This is a genomic window from Xenorhabdus hominickii (assembly GCF_002632725.1).
Lineage (GTDB): Bacteria > Pseudomonadota > Gammaproteobacteria > Enterobacterales > Enterobacteriaceae > Xenorhabdus > Xenorhabdus hominickii.
In genome coordinates this window covers 12,483-29,521 of record NZ_NJAI01000005.1, presented here as the reverse complement: position 1 = coordinate 29,521, position 17,039 = coordinate 12,483, and the positions used below count along the sequence as shown (strand labels likewise).

Genomic DNA, 17,039 nt, shown 5'->3' with positions numbered 1-17,039 from the left:
GGAAAAACAGGAGCGTAGTTTGGAACGTAATAAGCTGTTTATTATACCGGAGCCGGTCAATAGCCCGAGGCTGAGAATATTCTGTTTTCCCTATGCGGGGGGATCTGCCAAGACATACCTTGATTGGGCCGAACATTTTACGGATGACATTGAAATTGTTGCCGTACAGCCGCCGGGTCGAACAACTCGGCTTGATGAAGCGCCGTATGAAGATTTGCACTCGCTGGTGGATGAGTTAATGCTTCATGCGGAATTTATCACGAAGATCCCGTATGCTTTCATTGGACACAGTCTGGGCTGTCGGGTGGCATTTGAGCTTGCCTGCAAATTACAATCCTGTGGTTATCCGGTTCCTGTGCATTTCTTCGCATCAGGCTGCACAGCCCCGCATTTGAGACATAATTTCCCCAATACTCACGACTTACCTCACGATGAATTTATCCGTGAGTTACGGAAAATGAATGGCGCTACGGATGAAGTCCTGCTAAACAGCGAGCTTATGGATTTCTTGCTGCCGGTTTTAAGGGCTGATTTTAAAATGGCTGAAACTTATCAGGCAAAACGGTGCCTGCTGAAAAGCCCGATAACAGTTTTAAGCGGAGATTCTGACCCGGACATTAAACCGATTGAACTCTATGCCTGGTCAGAATTATCCAGCGAAGGTCTAACTGTACAATATATTCCGGGCGATCATTTTTTTATCGATCAAAATAAAGAGAAGGTTATTGAGGTTATGTTAGCGTTACTATCTCAGATATAGCCCTATGAATTTCAAGATACAGCATTTATGTTTTGGAAACGAATCCTCAGGAGAATCAATACGAGATGGCGATGAATACGAAGGAATAAGTCCCTTTTTCTTCTGAATTTTTAGGTTATGGGTTATTTAGAAGCACACTGAAACCAAAAGTATGGAGATTATTCCATTATATAAACCAAGATTATGTTCGTAGTTACCAGATTATGCATGTATACGCAATTAACTTGAAGATGCAGGAATTAAAGTCTGGAAATTATCTGTCAGCCGGGTAGTCAGTTCCTGTACTTTTTCTGGTAATGTGGCATGAAAAAAATGATGAAATGTTTCACGGAATGTTTTTGCATCCGGAAATTACAAAAAAATAATAAAGATATAAACATCTATCCTTTATGTTTTCTTATCAACATAAAGGATTTTTATTTTAATCCTTGGAGAGTGAAAGAATAACAAAATAAAAATCGAAATAAAAAATGTCAATATAATACTCAAATAATCAACATCTGGAACAAAGGTAATGGCAGAAAGAACAGAAAATAAAATAACCAGAAAAGCTAATATCAAACCATAAAATCCAGTGCTTAGAATAAAAATTTATTTTTTATATCGTGGCTCAGCTCGCTGAGCCGCAGACTTTATTAGATTAATTTCCTTTAATGTAAACCATATTCCATCATTAATCCCTCTGTGATTTTTTCCATATTTACTTACCTCTGATTTTTATCAAAATACTGCATAATTACACAAATAATAAACGGAATGATTTTTATATTACTATCATACTATTTCTTCTTTAGTCTTTCGTAATTATCTAAAACCTGATTACGGTCACCATTCCGTTCCTTAAACTGCGTTTCTAACTGTGCGACTTTCTGATAAGTGGCTACAATTGTGTTGTAATTTCTGTCTACGTCTTGGCTAAAGAAAAATTTGGTACTTAAACTAGTAATAATCGCTGTAGACAGCATCGCGCCGCAGATAATCCACCAAAAGTAGCGCTAAAGACGGTCATAACGCAATTTAAGATTATCTTCGGCCACGGCTACGCTCACACATCTTGTCAACCTGTGTGGCTGTTGCGTCCATTTGTGCATCCGTGCTCCGCCGAACAGCATCTGCAATATTGGTGTGTTGGATAACGGCCATAATATTCTGGCCAAGTTATCGGCTAAAAACCTGCTCTGGTAAATTATCCTGATAAATTAATGAATAATGTACAACGATAGTTTTTTAGACATCCAATCAGCAATAAAGGGCTGTGCATTTTGATTAGGGTGAAGTCCATCGTCTTGCATCCACTCCGGTTTGATAGCAACATGCTCCATGAAAAATGGCAGCAGGGGAATTTGGTTACGTTCAGAAAGCGCCGGATAAATTTTTGCGAAAGAATCGGTATAGCGTTTCCCATAATTGGGAGAAATCCGAATTTGCATCAATAAAGGTTGTGCATCGGCTTTTTGGATTAAAGTAATGCTCTGCTGTAAATCTTGTTCTATGTTTTGAATGGGCAAGCCACGCAATCCATCATTCGCGCCAAGCTCTATCAAAACCCACTTTGGATTGTGCTGCTTCAATAATTCAGGCAGACGATCAAGACCCTGTGCCGCAGTATTTCCGCTGATACTGCCGTTAATGATGGTTGTTTTTTTGCCGGCTTGTTGCCATTGTTTCGCCAGTAAAGCAGGCCATGACTGCTCAACAGGAAGGCGATATACGGCACTGAGGCTATCCCCTAATATAAGCAGGGTATCCGCCGCTACCGCTCTGGCACTGCATAACAACAAAACTAAAAGGAAAAATACATGGCTGTAGAAAGTATTCTTGAAGTTCATAATCTCACTAAACATGTAGGTCAAGGGGAACAGGTAATCAATATATTGCAAGGTATTGAGTTGGTTGTCGAGCCAGCACAAACAATTGCATTGATTGGTGAGTCAGGATCAGGAAAGTCAACGTTGCTGGGAATTATTGCCGGATTGGATGATGGCAACAACGGTGAAGTCCACCTGTTGGGGCAGAATATTAGTCGTATGAACGAAGAACAGCGGGCACAGTTACGGGCAGAGAATGTCGGTTTTGTTTTCCAATCGTTTATGTTGATCCCGCCCCTGAATGCACTGGAGAATGTGCAACTTCCGGCGCTATTGCGGGGCGAATCGGAAAACCAAAGCCGCCAGCAGGCCATTGAGTTACTGGAACAGTTGGGACTGGGAAAACGCCTCAAACATATGCCAGCCCAGCTTTCGGGCGGAGAACAGCAGCGGGTGGCTTTGGCTCGGGCATTCTGTACTCGTCCAAAAATCTTGTTTGCTGATGAACCAACGGGAAATCTTGATCGCCAAACAGGTGATCGCATTGCTGACTTACTGTTTTCCCTCAACCACGATTACGCCACCACATTAATTCTGGTCACGCATGATAGCCAACTGGCCGCTCGTTGCCAGCGTCGCTTACGTTTGGTAGATGGAAAATTGAGGGAAGAAGCATGATTTGGCGCTGGTTTTGGCGTGAGTGGCGTACACCCTCGCTTTTAATTGTCTGGTTGTCTCTGACATTGGCAGTAGCTTGTGTCTTGGCCTTAGGGCGTATTAGTGATCGCATTGATAAGAGTGTACATTATCAGAGCCGTGATTTTCTGGCGGGGGATCTGGTTTTAAGGGCTTCATATCCCGTTGATGAAGATTGGTTGAAAAAGGCACAAGAACAAGGTCTGACACTCAGTCGCCAAATCTCATTTTCGACCATGACTTATGCGGGAGATATTCCACAATTAGCTCAGGTGAAAGCGGCAGATGATCGTTATCCTTTGTATGGGGAACTGGAAACCAACCCACGAGGATTAAAACCAGAAAAAGGTGCGGTATTGGTCGCGCCACGATTGCTGACATTATTGGGCATCAAGGCCGGGGATACGCTTGACGTAGGGGATACCACGCTGAAAGTGAGTGGAGAACTACTGCAAGAGCCGGATAGTGGCTTTAGCCCCTTTCAAATTTCTCCGCGTATTTTAATCAATATTGATGATGCTCAGGCAACGGGTGCGATCCAACCCGGCAGTCGATTGACGTACCGCTATATGTTTTCCGGCTCTCCCGCCATACTTCAATCATTCCAACAGTTTGTTGATCCGCAATTAAAAGTCGATCAACGTTGGCTAACACTGGAACAGGATAACAGTGTACTGGCGCAATCTATTGCGCGGGCGCAGCAGTTTTTACTGTTGTCAGCATTGCTGACATTATTGCTGGCCGTGGCGGCGATGGCGGTTTCCATGACGCATTATTGCCGTAGCCGACATAACCTGATTGCCATCCTGAAAACGCTGGGGGCAGGGCGTTGGGCGTTGCGTCAGTGGATCATCGGGCAATGGTTGATGATCTTGCTTGCTGCGATTGTTGTGGGTTCCAGTTTAGGTTTGGTTTTTGAATCGGCATTGATTCATATTTTAGCCGGAATGTTGCCCAAAATGTTACCGGCAGCAGGAATGTGGCCGTGGGGATGGGCAATTGGTGCTCTGCTTGGTATTACGTTGCTGGTGGGAGTTCGACCCTACCGTCAATTAATGGCGACTCAGCCTTCGCGGGTATTGAGAAGTGATGTCACGGCAGCTATCTGGCCATTGCATTTCTACCTGCCGGCTGTGGCATTGATTGTGACAGGAGGATTGGTATTATTGGCAGGCACCAAACCCTTGTTATGGTCATTATTGGCGGGAGTGCCGATTGTCGCACTGCTGTTGGCATTATTGGGTTGGAGTGGTTTATGGCTGCTACGCCGCGTGACCTTTCGTCAATTAAGTCTGCGTTTGGCGGTTAATCGGTTGCTGTGTCGCCCATTTCAGACCATGACACAATTGGCGGCTTTTTCTCTGTCATTTATGTTGTTGGCTTTGCTGATTATGGCAAGAGGGGATTTGTTGAATCAATGGCAGCAGCAATTGCCGCCCGATAGCCCGAACTATTTCCTGATTAACATGACACAACCACAGATTACCCAAGTCAATGAATTATTGACGAAATATCAGGTAAAACCGACCGAGTTTTATCCAGTGATATTGGCACGTTTGACGGAAATCAACGGACAATCGGCGCTTGAATGGGCGGATAAAAAACACCCCAATAGTACGACTGTGCGCCGTGAGTTGAATTTAACCTGGAAGGCAGAATTGCCGCCTTTTAACACCCTGATTGCGGGCACATGGCCACCAAAGCCGAACGAAGTTTCTATGGAGCAGAGCGTTGCTGAACGATTACATATCAATGTGGGCGACCAACTCTCATTTACCGGGGATACCCGAACATTTTCTGTCACGGTAAGCAGCATTCGTAAGGTAGATTGGGAAAGTGTGAATCCAAATTTCGTGTTTATCTTCGCCAAAGAGACATTGGAAAATCAGCCTAAAACGTGGCTGACCAGTTTTCATTATGAAGGGAATGGACGACTGTTAACGGAAATTAATCGTCATTTCCCGACCATCAGCATGTTGGATGTCGGCTCGATAATCAAACAGATACAGGGTATTTTGCAGCAAGTCAGCAAAGCAATGGAAATCATGGTTGTTCTGGTGATGGTTTGTGGCGCATTACTTTTACTGGCGCAAATTCAGGTCGGTATGAGCCAACGCCAGCTTGAATTGGTAGTATACCGAACATTGGGGGCGAGCAAAAAACTCCTGCGCCGCACATTATGGAGTGAATTTGCCTTGCTTGGTTTTATGGCGGGTTTGGCGGCGGCCTTTGGTGCCGAAATTGCGCTTTGGTTGTTGCAGACTCAGGTGTTTAATTTCCCGTGGCAACCGCAATGGCCGATGTGGCTTCTTCTCCCAATAATCAGTAGCTTATTGCTTTCATCATGTGGCAGTTGGTTGGGTATTCGGTTATTACGAGGGCAGGGGCAATATCGGCGCTTGCCGGAGTAAACGAAAATCTGCTTGTAATGGGGAGGCCTTGAATAGGGACTCCCCATTGTTGTAAATGAGCTACCTATCTTTGATGACGGCAGAAATATCCCGAACTCTTTCTTTGATACCACTGTTTCCTTGTTGGTGCGTTATCCCAGTTTATGCTATTCAGCAAATTGCGTGTCTTTGCCTGATTGTTTTCTCAATTTCTGAGTGGGTGGCCTCATCATTAAAGTGACGATAAGAACAGCCACAACTGGGATTGCAATAATCAGGAATGCGGGCGTAAAGCTACCTGAATAATCTTTCATTGCTCCCGCAAAAAAGGGTGCCAAACAGGCCAAAGTAGAAATCAGGTTCATGATTGAGAACAGTTCCAGATAAGGTTTGCGGCCAAAATAGTTAGAGAGCAGCACACTGGAAGCGAGGAAAGTCATTCCATATCCCATGCCGACAAACAGGGTGAATGCAAGCAAAAATGGCCATGACGAGGCGATACTCAGTGCAATCAAGCCAAGAATAATAACGCTCAGACTGCCAATCAATAATTTTTTCGGATCAACCCATTCCCCGACTGCGCCCCCGGCCAATCGGGAAAAGGCATTGATAAAGGCCATTGTGCTCAGTAGTCCGGCGGCGAGAGCCTCACTGAAACCATTCTCAATAATATGGGCAACTGCGAAACTGTTGACCGTAATACCACACCATAAAAACGCGGTGTAAGTTGCTGCAATCAGATAGAATTGCCATGTACGCAGTGCTTGATGTGCAGTCCAGTGTTGTTTGGTTCGATAAATGCTTGATGAGTCCTGACTATTGTGTTTTTGATTTACCGCCTTGGCATGAGAGACTTCTCGTTTTCCTTCCTGAAGGGTAATAATCGTCAGGATAACGAAAATGGAGAGTGCAATGGCGGAAATCATCCAGTGCATGCGCCATGTCCCCCAAACCCGAGTTGCCAGAAAATAGATCCACGGGCCAATTACGCCGCCCAATCCACCTATCGTGAAATAGAAGCCAAAAGCCAGGGATTGTCTTTCATATAACCGCGAAATTACATAAGTGCCCGGAACCGTTGCCAAAAAGGTAAAACCGACCCCGATTAAAGCAGTACCGATAAAATAAGATGAAATCGCGTGTGTGTGATAAAGATTGTAGAAACCAGCCAGAAAAATCAGCAGGCCAATGGACAGCGTGAAACGAACACCAACTTTTCGAATGGATACCGTTGGCAGAAAACTGGATAACCCACAAGTCAGGCCAAGCAGCGTGAACCCTAAACCTGCATTAGTCCAGCTCCAGCCCAGTTCATTAATCATACTGGGCAGGACAACACCCAATGACGTAAAGGTTGTTGCTGTGGATAAAAAATAGACCATGCCTAAAAGTATCAGCAAAAACCACTGATAAGTACGTCCGAATTTGTCGTGTTGAATGGACATTTTGACCCCATCAAGGATATAAACCATTAAAAGCAGCGCTATTTTATGTGTTTATTAGAAAAAGCTGTATCGAATAAACATCCCATAGCTAAATTGGTTGGTGCGGAAGTACGGCGTATCTTTTATTTTGTACTTATTTTTGACCGGATTCACGACAACACCAGCCCATAAATGGCCGGATTGATACCCCAATTTTTTCCCCAAGTCATAATGCAATTCAGGTTTGAATTCGATCATCTCAGGATTATCGCCTAACCCCAGTGTATAATCGAAAGTCCCAACGACACGGAAATCTCCCAGACGATTACTGAAAGGAATGCCATAATCGATGTGGATACGCTGATCATCCCAGTTCCCTTTGGCATTATTTTCAAAATAGAAAATGGTGCGCAACCAACTGAATCCATCCACTTGCCAATCGAGGCTGATGCCGGGGAAATAGTCATATTTTTTTACGTTTTTGGTTTTGGCAATCCACTGGGCAAAAAGCACATCTTTTAATGGGCCATAGGAAAAATCATACCCGGTGATTTTGCTGGCACTGAGCCTTGGCACAAACTTATAGTAATAGGTGCTCTTATCGTCCGGATAATCAGATTGCAGCGAATTCTGCCAAATGCTGTAGACATACATATCGCCAATTTTGTAATCACCAAAGGCTTCGATAATGGGGGAGACGGTTTTTTGAGGGGCTACTTTGTTTTCGAATTGAAAGTAGAGGCTAGTATCAATCGATTGAAAATTAACAAAACCATCTGCTTGTGCAGGTGTTGAGAAAAGAAAAAAGAATGGAATGGCAGATAACCCCGCAGTCGTTGTAATAGGCCTTAAGGTGTTGCTGACTCTTTGTTTCCTTAGAGGTGGCACGTAGTGTCTCCTTGTTATCTCATCGGTAATTGACTGTAGGGTAGTAACATTTATTGAATTGTAGTCCGATGTCAAATAATTATTATTTTTGTTTGTTTTTTTTTATAATTTATTGGGTATAACATATAACGCAATAATCAATGTAAAATAAATTTATTTTTTAATAATTAAAATAGTTTAATCTTTTAAATTAAGATGAATTGCAGTGTGGTGTTTAATTTTTTTATGGATCTCCATCTGATAAATTTTTATTTACCGTATCTATTCCATGATATATGGATGTTATTCATTGTTTTTTTATTTTATATTAAAATAATTTATTGTAACAGGGTTGTTGGGTGAAAATTATTTTGGTTATGGGGATGATGAGATTGAAAATAAAATCTATTTGTAATAATGTAAATACTGAATATTAATCTGGAATGAAAATTTGATTAAATTTTTAACGAAATAAGCTTTGGGAGGTATATTATGTATACAGGTATTGTGCAAGGTAAAGAGAGTGTATTATTACTCAATAAAAATAATGGATTTAGCACACTGATAGTTAGCAATAATAAACATTTTTTTGACGATATCAATATCGGAGCCAGTGTTGCGATTGATGGCACATGCCTGACTGCGACTCAATTTAGTGGGGATAGCGTCTCTTTTGATATTTCTGATTTTACGACTGATACCACAACGTTAAAATTTCTCTCTATTGGAGATGAAGTCAACGTTGAACGGTCACATCAAATGAATCGGGAAAACGGTGGACATAGCTTATATGGGCATGTGGAAGGGATAGCAGAAGTTGTTGAGTTTATTCCAACAGGTGAAACTTACCGGTTGGTTATCCGAATTCCTCAAGATAACATTAAGTATTTCTTTCTAAAAGGCTTTATTGGTCTTCATGGCTGTAGTTTAACTATCAATGGCATTGATGAAGAAAACAATACAATTGCTTTAAACCTGATCCCAGAGACGTTAAGGATGACTAATCTCAGTAAGATCAAGGCGGGTGATTTTCTCAATTATGAAATAGACCAAACGACAAGAACCATTGTGGATACGCTATCCCGGACACTATCAAAAACAAAGTAACTATCAATATACCAATGGATTTCAAGAGTCAGCGCTTATGTCTTGGGCACAAGCTCCCAGAAATATAGCGAACTTGATGTTTATCACTACGTGACTGGGGGAGTGAGCGTAGCCAACAAAGCGGCAACTTGAAAGACGAAGGATATAGAGCTGGAATAGGAAGTGGTAGCTTATTTTTAACTATTACCACTTCCTTGAGTTAGTTATCGAATATGATCGATCAATTCAATTTATCTTGTGCCCATTCAAGGCCACTTTGATATTCAGCAGGTAATAATGAGGCTAACCTTTGTAACTCTGCTTTCAATATGCTCTTATCTGCATGAGTTAAATTTAAGTGCCCTACTTTGCGCCCCGGGTGAACTTCCTTTTCATACCAATGTAAACAAACCAGCGATAAACTGAGCCACGCGAGGTTTATTTCTGTACCAATCAGATTGATCATAACGGATGGCGCGAATATTTCTGGCTGAGGTATGGGCAGATCTAAAATCGCCCGTAGATGAAGCTCAAACTGGCTGATAGAAGCGCCGTTCTGTGTCCAATGACCGCTATTATGAACCCGTGGAGCCAGTTCGTTGATCAACAAATTATCGCCAACAATAAAGCATTCCATCGCCATAACGCCGATGTAATTTAAATGGTTCATGATAGTAGACAGCATGGTTTCTGCTTGTTGCTGCAAACGATTATCCGTGTTGGGCAAGGCGACACTGGTACGCAAGATACCTTCCTGATGCAGATTATGAGTCAGTGTATAAAATACCGACTCACCTTTGGCATTACGAGCACCAATCAGCGAGACTTCCCCTGAAAATGGGATACCCTGTTCTACAATACATTCACCGTAAATTTCAGGTGGCAGTTCGGCTTCATCACCCGGTCGAATACGCCATTGACCACGCCCATCGTAACCGCCTGTCCGGCGTTTGACGATAATGAAATCCCCTAACTCAGCAAACAGTTGCGGCCATTGGCTGGCATCAGAAAGCAACCGCCATGGTGCAGTTGCTAAACCTAACGTATCCAGAAGCTGCTTTTGTGGCAAACGATCTGCCAGTTGAGGAAAAATATCACGATTGACAAAATCCCTGTGGTGGGCCAGTTCGCGAGTTAATGCCGTTTCGGGCCAGCGCTCAATTTCTGCGGTGATCACGCTGCTTCGATAAGGCACTGCTTCCGGTTCTGCATTTAATCCAACCGGATAGACAGCAATCCCTAACGGCTCACCTGCCTGACGCAACATCCGACCCAACTGACCGTTACCCAATACGCAAACAGGCTTCATGCATCCTCCCGCGGATCAGGATTATCCAAAACATCCTGCGTTTGTGTTTGACGCCATTCTGACAAGCGTTGAAACAATGCATCATCATGCAAAGCCAGTACTTGGGCGGATAACAATGCTGCGTTTGCTGCACCTGCTTTGCCAATAGCCAGAGTGCCGACAGGGATGCCTTTCGGCATTTGGACAATAGAGTAAAGGCTGTCGACACCACTCAGTGTTGCACTTTGTACAGGTACCCCAAACACAGGCACTAATGTTTTTGCTGCCAGCATCCCTGGTAAATGTGCGGCCCCACCTGCGCCTGCGATAATGACATCAAAACCGTTTTCTCTCGCCTGTTCGGCAAAACGAAAAAGCTTATCAGGTGTTCGGTGTGCTGAAACAATTTCAACATGGAAAGGAATATTAAGAGAGGTCAATATATCGGCAGCGTGTTGCATCGTTGCCCAGTCACTTTTTGACCCCATAACAATGGCGATTTTAGTGTGCTGTTGTACTTCTGTAGAGATAATGGTTGCTGTGGAAGTAATAGCTGTTGTGGAAGTCGCGTTTGCGGGATCAGGACTGGCCGTCATAAATCAGATGCTCCTGTATTGGATGTCCACCAGAACAAAGATGATGTTTGATGTGATGGATCATATCATGCGAATCGCATAAGGAAAACGTTTGCGTTGCTTGATTTACTGATTTATTCCAAATAAGCGAGAAGGTTTCAAAAAGGGAACGGTATCAACTCAATGGATGCTTCTGTCACCTTGAACATCGAGCCTTGATGATGCCATGCGCCTAACACACCGCGATGCACGGTTCTGTTTCCAACTTGAATATCATGTATTGCCGGACGGTGGGTATGCCCGTGGATCACCCAGTCAGCCTGGTATTTTTCGAAGTGTTCGATAACTGCCTGTTGATTGACATCCATGATTGATTCGGATTTTTGAGTGTTGGCGTATTGGCTACCCGCACGCATTTTGGCCGCGATTTTCAGCCGGATAAATAAAGGAAGCCGTAAAAATAGCCATTGTATCCAAGGAGTGTGCACCCGCTTACGGTATTTCTGATAACCGACGTCATCGGTGCAGAGTGTATCGCCATGCAGGATTAGAATGCGTTTGCCGTGCAATTCCAGCACTTTTTCCTGTGGCAGCAGTGTCAGACCACTTTCTTTGGCAAAGCGGGAACCGAGCAGGAAGTCACGATTACCATGAATGAAATAACAAGGAATACCTTTTTGGTTCAGCTCGCTGAGGGCTTGGGCGATTTTAGTATGCAGTGGATTAGGGTCATCATCACCAATCCAGTAATCAAAAAAATCACCGAGGATATACAGGCTCCCAGCATGGATCGCATCTTCACGTAAAAAACGCAGAAAACCGGCAATTACTGCCGGTTCTTGCTCATTGAGATGCAAATCTGCAATAAACAGTGTACTCATGTAACGATTCGCGTTAACGGTTATTATTCGCTAACGGTAATACGTTCAATGATCACATCTTCATGTGGCACATCTTGGTGCATGCCGCTGCGGCCAGTGGAAACACCTTTAATTTTATCAACTACTTCCATGCCTTCAACCACTTCGGCGAATACGCAATAACCCCATCCGTCTGGACGCTCTGAACGGAAGTTCAGGAAATCGTTATCAACAACGTTGATGAAGAACTGAGCGGTTGCAGAATGTGGATCATTAGTACGTGCCATTGCGAGGGTGCCACGGCTGTTTTTCAGGCCATTATTGGCTTCGTTCTGGATAGCTTCCTTAGTTGTTTTCTGCTTCATACCCGGTTCAAAGCCACCGCCTTGAATCATGAATCCATTGATAACACGGTGAAAAATGGTGTTGTCATAAAAACCTTCAGAGCAGTAAGCCAAGAAATTCTCAACAGTTACAGGCGCCTCATCTGCGAAAGTTTTGATCACGATATCACCAAAGTTGGTGTGGAAAGTCACCATAATAGAAATCCTAATAATAGTTTTGATTGACCCTGTATTTTAGGGGATTCGGAAAAACCGCTGTTATACCATATCTGAGATTTTGAGTCAGTATTGTGACTGCTTCCCGCTGTCTTTAATTGTTTGATATTCGTTGTTTGATAATGTTAACGTCTCGACAACCATGGCTTGATTTTCATCAGTGATTGCTCAAGATACGCTGTGTTTAACCTTCTAGCTGTCATCAATAGAGTATGAAAACCCTATCAGGATTTTCGCCTTATGTCCCCACCCGTATTGAGTGAGAGTGTACGACATTTTTCGCTAAAACCGTATCAAAACAGGATACTGGTAGCACTTCCAAAGCATTTCGTATCAGGGTGAAATACTTTGTTTGATTTTTTACTTTTGAGTTTAGTCTGTTTAAATTCAACTCGCAGTCAACATTATGCAACTCGAAAAATGGGCGGAATGTTGGTTTATATCGCTGATAAAGAAGCCTATAATCAGCAGACTTATTCGATTTTTTTACACGTACATTAATTTTTTACGGAAAACCTACTGATGCTAAAAATTTTCAATACTCTAAGCCGTCAAAAAGAAGAATTTAAGCCGATCCATGAAGGAAAAGTCGGCATGTACGTGTGTGGTATTACCATTTATGACCTGTGTCACATTGGTCACGGCAGAACATTTGTTGCATTTGATATTATTGCACGTTACCTGCGTTATCTGGGATATGACCTGACGTATGTCCGTAACATCACTGATGTGGATGACAAAATTATCAAACGCGCAACTGAAAATAATGAAAGCTGTGACGATCTGACCACACGTATGTTGGCAGAAATGCACAAAGACTTTGATGCACTGAATATCCAACGCCCAAATTCAGAGCCGCGTGCAACACGACATATCCTAGAAATTATTGAAATCACGGAAGCGCTGATTAAACGTGAGCATGCTTATGTTGCAGCCAATGGGGATGTGATGTTTTCCATTGACTCCAATCCTAATTATGGCCTGCTTTCCCGTCAGGATTTGGAACAATTACAAGCAGGTGCCCGTGTTGAAGTGGCTGATGTAAAACGCAACCCAATGGATTTCGTGTTGTGGAAGATGTCTAAACTGGGTGAACCGAGCTGGGAATCTCCGTGGGGAGCAGGTCGTCCGGGCTGGCATATTGAGTGTTCGGCCATGAACAGCAAAGCATTGGGTCATCACTTTGATATCCACGGTGGTGGTTCGGATTTGATGTTCCCACATCATGAAAATGAGATTGCACAATCTACCTGTGCTCACGATGGACCTTACGTCAATTATTGGATGCATTCCGGCATGGTTATGGTTGATAAAGAGAAGATGTCCAAGTCATTGAACAACTTCTTTACCGTTCGTGATGTGCTGGAATATTACGATGCTGAAACTGTGCGCTATTTCTTGCTTTCGGGTCACTATCGCAGCCAACTGAATTATACAGAAGAGAACCTGAAACAGGCGCGTACTGCCCTTGAGCGTCTGTATACTTCGTTGCGCGGTACGGATAAATTGGCCCAGCCAGCGGGTGGAGAAGCATTTGAAACGCGTTTCACTGAAGCGATGAACGACGATTTTAATACACCAGAAGCGTACTCCGTTTTGTTTGATATGGCGCGTGAGATTAACCGTCTGAAAGCAGAAAATCTGACTGCGGCGAGTGGTTTGGCAGCAGAACTACGTAAATTAGCTGGCGTTCTCGGACTTTTGGAACAAGATCCAGAAAGTTTCTTGCACGGCAGCGCACAGGCGGACAATGATGTTGCCCAAATCGAAGCACTGATCAAACAACGGAACGATGCGCGTAAAAACAAAGAGTGGGCATTGGCTGATTCGGCACGTGATCAATTAAATGAAATGGATATTGAGTTGGAGGATAGCCCACAGGGAACGACATGGCGCCGTAAATAATCACTTTTGACTGATTCATTAATCCGGAACCGCCCCCTTAATAGTGGGCGGTTCGGCTTTTATCGTGTTTATGCTTTCACAGCGATATTTTTAGTTGTAATACGTTATCGGAATAAAAACAGCAAATTTATCGATGAATATTTAGAAATTCAGGGTAGAACGCATTGCCAGCGTGATAGGTGACTTTTCCTGAAGCCGCATCTCGCTTCATGGCAACAAAAGAAGAATGACTTAGATGCTCTGGTACTTGATGTGTACTATCGCTGGAGGAAAGGTTGATAAGTGAAACTTTTACATTACGTTTAGAATTACTTAATTTATAAGGCATACCCAACAACCTTCTTGCAGCTCTATTACTTAACATAATTAACTCCGTTTCAGTTGTACGTAAGCCCCTCAGTATAGCAACTTATTAGAAAACCAAAACATTGCTGACATGATTGTTTATCAAGACATCGTCAATGTCACATATTTTGAGGATAAAACCAGATAAATTGACTATCAGAAACATCAATATCATGGTGCCTATTATTATCTACCCGTATTTTTGTTTTGGGAGTTTTAATAATTATAGAACGATTATTGAGGTGTTTTTTAGAAACAATAGATGCAGTTACATTTAGTTGTCCTGTTGCAGCTTTAACTGGTTTATTGGTGAGGTTAGCAAGTTCTTGAGCGAAGCCTGTTCTTCCTGGATGACAACAACAAAGCCTTATACTATTAATAGTATATTTATCTAATAGTTATTTTATGCTATCAAATAATTGTTGTGGTGTTAGACAAGAAACATGACGTTCTCTATTAGAATAGGTATTTCTGTGTCGGTTACCATGACCAACAATATTTAACTTCATAGGTAATTCATGTTTAGGGATATCAATAACGCATTGAATTTAAGTATATATTTTTTTGGATCGACACTTTGGTTTTCCCAATTTAGTATTTCTTCTGGGTTTACTCTTGGATTTATTCTTGAATTGGTGATAAAATAAGCACAATTGGTTTCTATTTATAAAATAAAAAAACAGCACCTTAAATATATAAACACATAAGGTACTGTTTTTCCGAAAGGCCTTAGCGGTAATATTTACCTACCGCATTACTCTTCAACGCGAATGGATTCACCATTAAAGGTAACAACTTTTCCGGCAACAATTTTGCAGCGTTTACGGGTTTCAATTTGAGAATCAACTTCTACCAAGCCTTCTGCAATGACTGCTTTTGCCGCAGCACCACTTTCGCTCCACCCTTGCAACTTCAGCAAATCACATAGCTCTACATAAGGGTGTCCATCTAAAGAAAAAATTTCCATTAGTATCCTTCAGTCTTATCTACATCATGATATTCCTCGCAAGCTTGCAAGGTATTTTGAATCAATGTCGCAACAGTCATTGGGCCAACACCTCCCGGAACCGGGGAGATCCAACTTGCTCGTTCGGATGCGTTATCGAAATCCACATCGCCAATGACTTTGCCATTCTCCAGCCGATTGATGCCGACATCAATGACAATTGCACCGGGTTTAATCCACTCACCGGGAATAAAATTCGGCTTCCCAACGGCAACAACTAATAAATCAGCCTGTTCAACATGCTGACGTAAATTTTTGGTAAAGCGATGAGTTACTGTGGTAGTACAACCTGCCAGCAATAACTCAAGGCTCATTGGGCGCCCAACGATATTGGAGGCCCCAATAATAACTGCATTTAGCCCATAAGTATTGATATTGCAGCGCTCAAGCAGCGTTACAATACCGCGAGGGGTACAGGGGCGCAATTTAGGGGCACGCTGACATAGACGGCCGATATTATAGGGGTGGAAACCATCCACATCTTTATCGGGATGAATACGTTCCAGTACTTTGACATTATCAATGCCGGCAGGTAAGGGAAGTTGAACCAAAATACCATCGATTTCCGGGTCGGTATTCAGGTTATCTATCAGAGAGAGTAATTCGGCTTCGCTGGTGGTATCAAGTAGGTCATAAGAGCGGGACATAAAACCGACTTCTTCACAGGCGCGGCGTTTGCTCGCGACATAAATCTGAGAAGCAGGGTTTTTTCCCACTAAAATAACAGCAAGACCAGGAGCGCGTTTTCCAGCAGCAACACGCTGCCTGACTTTTTCTGCAACTTCGCTTCTGATTGTCTGCGCAATCGTTTTCCCATCAATAATTTGTGCTGACATGTATTTAAGATTCCATCATCAAGTATAGGAATAAGCGCTATTTTGTCAGAACATGAGCCATCTGTCAGTTTTATTGATAATCATAAAATGAGCATATAAGCGAAAAGGCCATTGACTCAATCCATTATGCCCGTATAATCCCTCCCAACATCAACGCATTAATGATGTTTCTTATTTCACATCTCAATGCGCCCTTAGCTCAGTTGGATAGAGCAACGGCCTTCTAAGCCGTAGGTCACAGGTTCGAATCCTGTAGGGCGTACCATAAAATCAAAGAGTTAAGAACAAAAAAGAAAAACCCGTCAAATTAACGGGTCAGGTAACGGGTCAAGTTGTTACTTCTTCTTTTCTTTAACCCAAGCCTCATAAACTTCTTCAGACCACCCAAGAAAAATTCCGCTTGCTGTTCTTTCTGGTTTGGGAAATTCATTCCTTTTTGCATACATTCTCCAAAGAGTGGGTTTGCTTGTTCCTGTAAGCTCCATCATTTCTTTGTACTTAATATATCTTGTTGCCATCACACACCTCCTTTCCGATACCCGTTCTCCAAAATCAATCTTGCCACCATTGCCGGTGTTGCCTTATCACTCCATGTCGCTTCAAAAATAATGGTGTTCAGCTCAGTACGAAGAA

General features: G+C 42.8%; 16 protein-coding genes, 1 tRNA gene and 1 pseudogene. 7 read left to right on the top strand and 11 right to left on the bottom strand.

The features are described 5' to 3' along the window. Nucleotides 1–19: 19 nt before the first annotated feature. Both Xhom_RS15105 and Xhom_RS15100 read left to right on the top strand, forming a co-directional pair. Nucleotides 20–760 (top strand): thioesterase II family protein, encoded by a 741-nt coding sequence (locus tag Xhom_RS15105; RefSeq protein ID WP_069318583.1) that lies wholly within the window; start codon nucleotides 20–22, stop codon nucleotides 758–760. Between the two features lie 125 nt (nucleotides 761–885). Further along, nucleotides 886–1,032 (top strand): annotated as a pseudogene (locus tag Xhom_RS15100) (DUF4225 domain-containing protein); the annotation flags it as partial. A gap of 927 nt (nucleotides 1,033–1,959) precedes the next feature. Here Xhom_RS15100 and tesA read toward each other — a convergent pair. Next, a complete protein-coding gene (gene tesA, locus Xhom_RS15085) occupies nucleotides 1,960–2,589 on the bottom strand; it encodes a multifunctional acyl-CoA thioesterase I/protease I/lysophospholipase L1 (protein WP_198148727.1) in 630 nt (209 codons plus the stop codon). Between tesA and ybbA the strand changes: the two genes are divergently transcribed. Further along, nucleotides 2,560–3,246: a putative ABC transporter ATP-binding protein YbbA gene (ybbA, locus tag Xhom_RS15080; RefSeq protein ID WP_069318198.1), complete on the top strand. Its 687-nt coding sequence runs from the start codon at nucleotides 2,560–2,562 to the stop codon at nucleotides 3,244–3,246. The two genes, tesA and ybbA, sit on opposite strands and share 30 nt — an antisense overlap. Then, on the top strand, nucleotides 3,243–5,675 hold the full coding sequence (ybbP, locus tag Xhom_RS15075) for a putative ABC transporter permease subunit YbbP (protein ID WP_069318199.1): 2,433 nt from the start codon (nucleotides 3,243–3,245) through the stop codon (nucleotides 5,673–5,675). The genes ybbA and ybbP overlap by 4 nt, the downstream gene beginning before the upstream one ends. Before the next feature lie 146 nt (nucleotides 5,676–5,821). On the opposite strand, the gene Xhom_RS15070 is transcribed toward ybbP, so the two are convergent. Together Xhom_RS15070 and Xhom_RS15065 are read right to left on the bottom strand one after the other, a co-directional pair. Next, on the bottom strand, nucleotides 5,822–7,099 hold the full coding sequence (locus tag Xhom_RS15070) for an MFS transporter (RefSeq protein ID WP_198148728.1): 1,278 nt from the start codon (nucleotides 7,097–7,099) through the stop codon (nucleotides 5,822–5,824). Between the two features lie 54 nt (nucleotides 7,100–7,153). Then, nucleotides 7,154–7,966: an outer membrane protein OmpK gene (locus tag Xhom_RS15065; RefSeq protein ID WP_069318201.1), complete on the bottom strand. Its 813-nt coding sequence runs from the start codon at nucleotides 7,964–7,966 to the stop codon at nucleotides 7,154–7,156. 471 nt (nucleotides 7,967–8,437) lie between these two features. Here Xhom_RS15065 and Xhom_RS15060 point away from each other — a divergent pair, with 471 nt between their 5' ends. Then, nucleotides 8,438–9,052, top strand: a complete 615-nt coding sequence (locus tag Xhom_RS15060) for a riboflavin synthase (RefSeq protein ID WP_069318202.1) — start codon at nucleotides 8,438–8,440, stop codon at nucleotides 9,050–9,052. A gap of 220 nt (nucleotides 9,053–9,272) precedes the next feature. On the opposite strand, the gene purK is transcribed toward Xhom_RS15060, so the two are convergent. From purK to ppiB, 4 genes are all read right to left on the bottom strand, one after another. Next, entirely contained in the window at nucleotides 9,273–10,340 is a 1,068-nt protein-coding gene (gene purK / locus Xhom_RS15055; RefSeq protein WP_069318203.1) for a 5-(carboxyamino)imidazole ribonucleotide synthase, read from the bottom strand. Further along, nucleotides 10,337–10,915 carry a 5-(carboxyamino)imidazole ribonucleotide mutase gene (purE, locus tag Xhom_RS15050; RefSeq protein WP_084023269.1) on the bottom strand — a complete coding sequence of 193 codons (579 nt, stop codon included), beginning with the start codon at nucleotides 10,913–10,915 and terminating at the stop codon, nucleotides 10,337–10,339. The genes purK and purE overlap by 4 nt, the downstream gene beginning before the upstream one ends. A 137-nt stretch (nucleotides 10,916–11,052) precedes the next feature. Then, nucleotides 11,053–11,775: a UDP-2,3-diacylglucosamine diphosphatase gene (locus Xhom_RS15045; RefSeq protein ID WP_069318204.1), complete on the bottom strand. Its 723-nt coding sequence runs from the start codon at nucleotides 11,773–11,775 to the stop codon at nucleotides 11,053–11,055. A 23-nt stretch (nucleotides 11,776–11,798) separates the two neighbouring features. Beyond that, nucleotides 11,799–12,293 (bottom strand): peptidylprolyl isomerase B, encoded by a 495-nt coding sequence (ppiB, locus tag Xhom_RS15040; RefSeq protein ID WP_069318205.1) that lies wholly within the window; start codon nucleotides 12,291–12,293, stop codon nucleotides 11,799–11,801. Nucleotides 12,294–12,836: 543 nt separating this feature from the next. Here ppiB and cysS point away from each other — a divergent pair. Beyond that, on the top strand, nucleotides 12,837–14,219 hold the full coding sequence (gene cysS / locus Xhom_RS15035) for a cysteine--tRNA ligase (RefSeq protein WP_069318206.1): 1,383 nt from the start codon (nucleotides 12,837–12,839) through the stop codon (nucleotides 14,217–14,219). Between the two features lie 127 nt (nucleotides 14,220–14,346). On the opposite strand, the gene sra is transcribed toward cysS, so the two are convergent. The 3 genes from sra to folD all read right to left on the bottom strand — a co-directional run bounded on the left by sra (nucleotide 14,347) and on the right by folD (nucleotide 16,406). Then, on the bottom strand, nucleotides 14,347–14,583 hold the full coding sequence (sra, locus tag Xhom_RS15030) for a stationary-phase-induced ribosome-associated protein (protein WP_071933904.1): 237 nt from the start codon (nucleotides 14,581–14,583) through the stop codon (nucleotides 14,347–14,349). Between the two features lie 735 nt (nucleotides 14,584–15,318). After that, a complete protein-coding gene (ybcJ, locus tag Xhom_RS15025; protein WP_069318207.1) occupies nucleotides 15,319–15,531 on the bottom strand; it encodes a ribosome-associated protein YbcJ in 213 nt (70 codons plus the stop codon). Next, nucleotides 15,531–16,406: a bifunctional methylenetetrahydrofolate dehydrogenase/methenyltetrahydrofolate cyclohydrolase FolD gene (gene folD, locus Xhom_RS15020; protein WP_069318208.1), complete on the bottom strand. Its 876-nt coding sequence runs from the start codon at nucleotides 16,404–16,406 to the stop codon at nucleotides 15,531–15,533. Before folD ends, ybcJ begins: the two co-directional genes overlap by 1 nt. 188 nt (nucleotides 16,407–16,594) lie before the next feature. Between folD and Xhom_RS15015 the strand changes: the two genes are divergently transcribed. Next, nucleotides 16,595–16,671 (top strand) — tRNA-Arg (locus Xhom_RS15015). 70 nt (nucleotides 16,672–16,741) lie between these two features. Here Xhom_RS15015 and Xhom_RS15010 read toward each other — a convergent pair. Then, a complete protein-coding gene (locus tag Xhom_RS15010; protein WP_069318209.1) occupies nucleotides 16,742–16,924 on the bottom strand; it encodes a helix-turn-helix transcriptional regulator in 183 nt (60 codons plus the stop codon). Nucleotides 16,925–17,039 lie beyond the last annotated feature (115 nt).

What these genes read in the sequence shown, in the direction of transcription:
- ybbA (WP_069318198.1), top strand. Translation starts at nt 2,560, where the DNA reads ATGGCTGTAGAAAGTATTCTTGAAGTTCATAATCTCACTAAACATGTA.
- tesA (WP_198148727.1), bottom strand. Translation starts at nt 2,589, where the DNA reads ATGAACTTCAAGAATACTTTCTACAGCCATGTATTTTTCCTTTTAGTT.
- ybbP (WP_069318199.1), top strand. Translation starts at nt 3,243, where the DNA reads ATGATTTGGCGCTGGTTTTGGCGTGAGTGGCGTACACCCTCGCTTTTA.
- Xhom_RS15070 (WP_198148728.1), bottom strand. Translation starts at nt 7,099, where the DNA reads ATGTCCATTCAACACGACAAATTCGGACGTACTTATCAGTGGTTTTTG.
- Xhom_RS15060 (WP_069318202.1), top strand. Translation starts at nt 8,438, where the DNA reads ATGTATACAGGTATTGTGCAAGGTAAAGAGAGTGTATTATTACTCAAT.
- purK (WP_069318203.1), bottom strand. Translation starts at nt 10,340, where the DNA reads ATGAAGCCTGTTTGCGTATTGGGTAACGGTCAGTTGGGTCGGATGTTG.
- purE (WP_084023269.1), bottom strand. Translation starts at nt 10,915, where the DNA reads ATGACGGCCAGTCCTGATCCCGCAAACGCGACTTCCACAACAGCTATT.
- Xhom_RS15045 (WP_069318204.1), bottom strand. Translation starts at nt 11,775, where the DNA reads ATGAGTACACTGTTTATTGCAGATTTGCATCTCAATGAGCAAGAACCG.
- ppiB (WP_069318205.1), bottom strand. Translation starts at nt 12,293, where the DNA reads ATGGTGACTTTCCACACCAACTTTGGTGATATCGTGATCAAAACTTTC.
- cysS (WP_069318206.1), top strand. Translation starts at nt 12,837, where the DNA reads ATGCTAAAAATTTTCAATACTCTAAGCCGTCAAAAAGAAGAATTTAAG.
- sra (WP_071933904.1), bottom strand. Translation starts at nt 14,583, where the DNA reads ATGTTAAGTAATAGAGCTGCAAGAAGGTTGTTGGGTATGCCTTATAAA.
- ybcJ (WP_069318207.1), bottom strand. Translation starts at nt 15,531, where the DNA reads ATGGAAATTTTTTCTTTAGATGGACACCCTTATGTAGAGCTATGTGAT.
- folD (WP_069318208.1), bottom strand. Translation starts at nt 16,406, where the DNA reads ATGTCAGCACAAATTATTGATGGGAAAACGATTGCGCAGACAATCAGA.
- Xhom_RS15010 (WP_069318209.1), bottom strand. Translation starts at nt 16,924, where the DNA reads ATGGCAACAAGATATATTAAGTACAAAGAAATGATGGAGCTTACAGGA.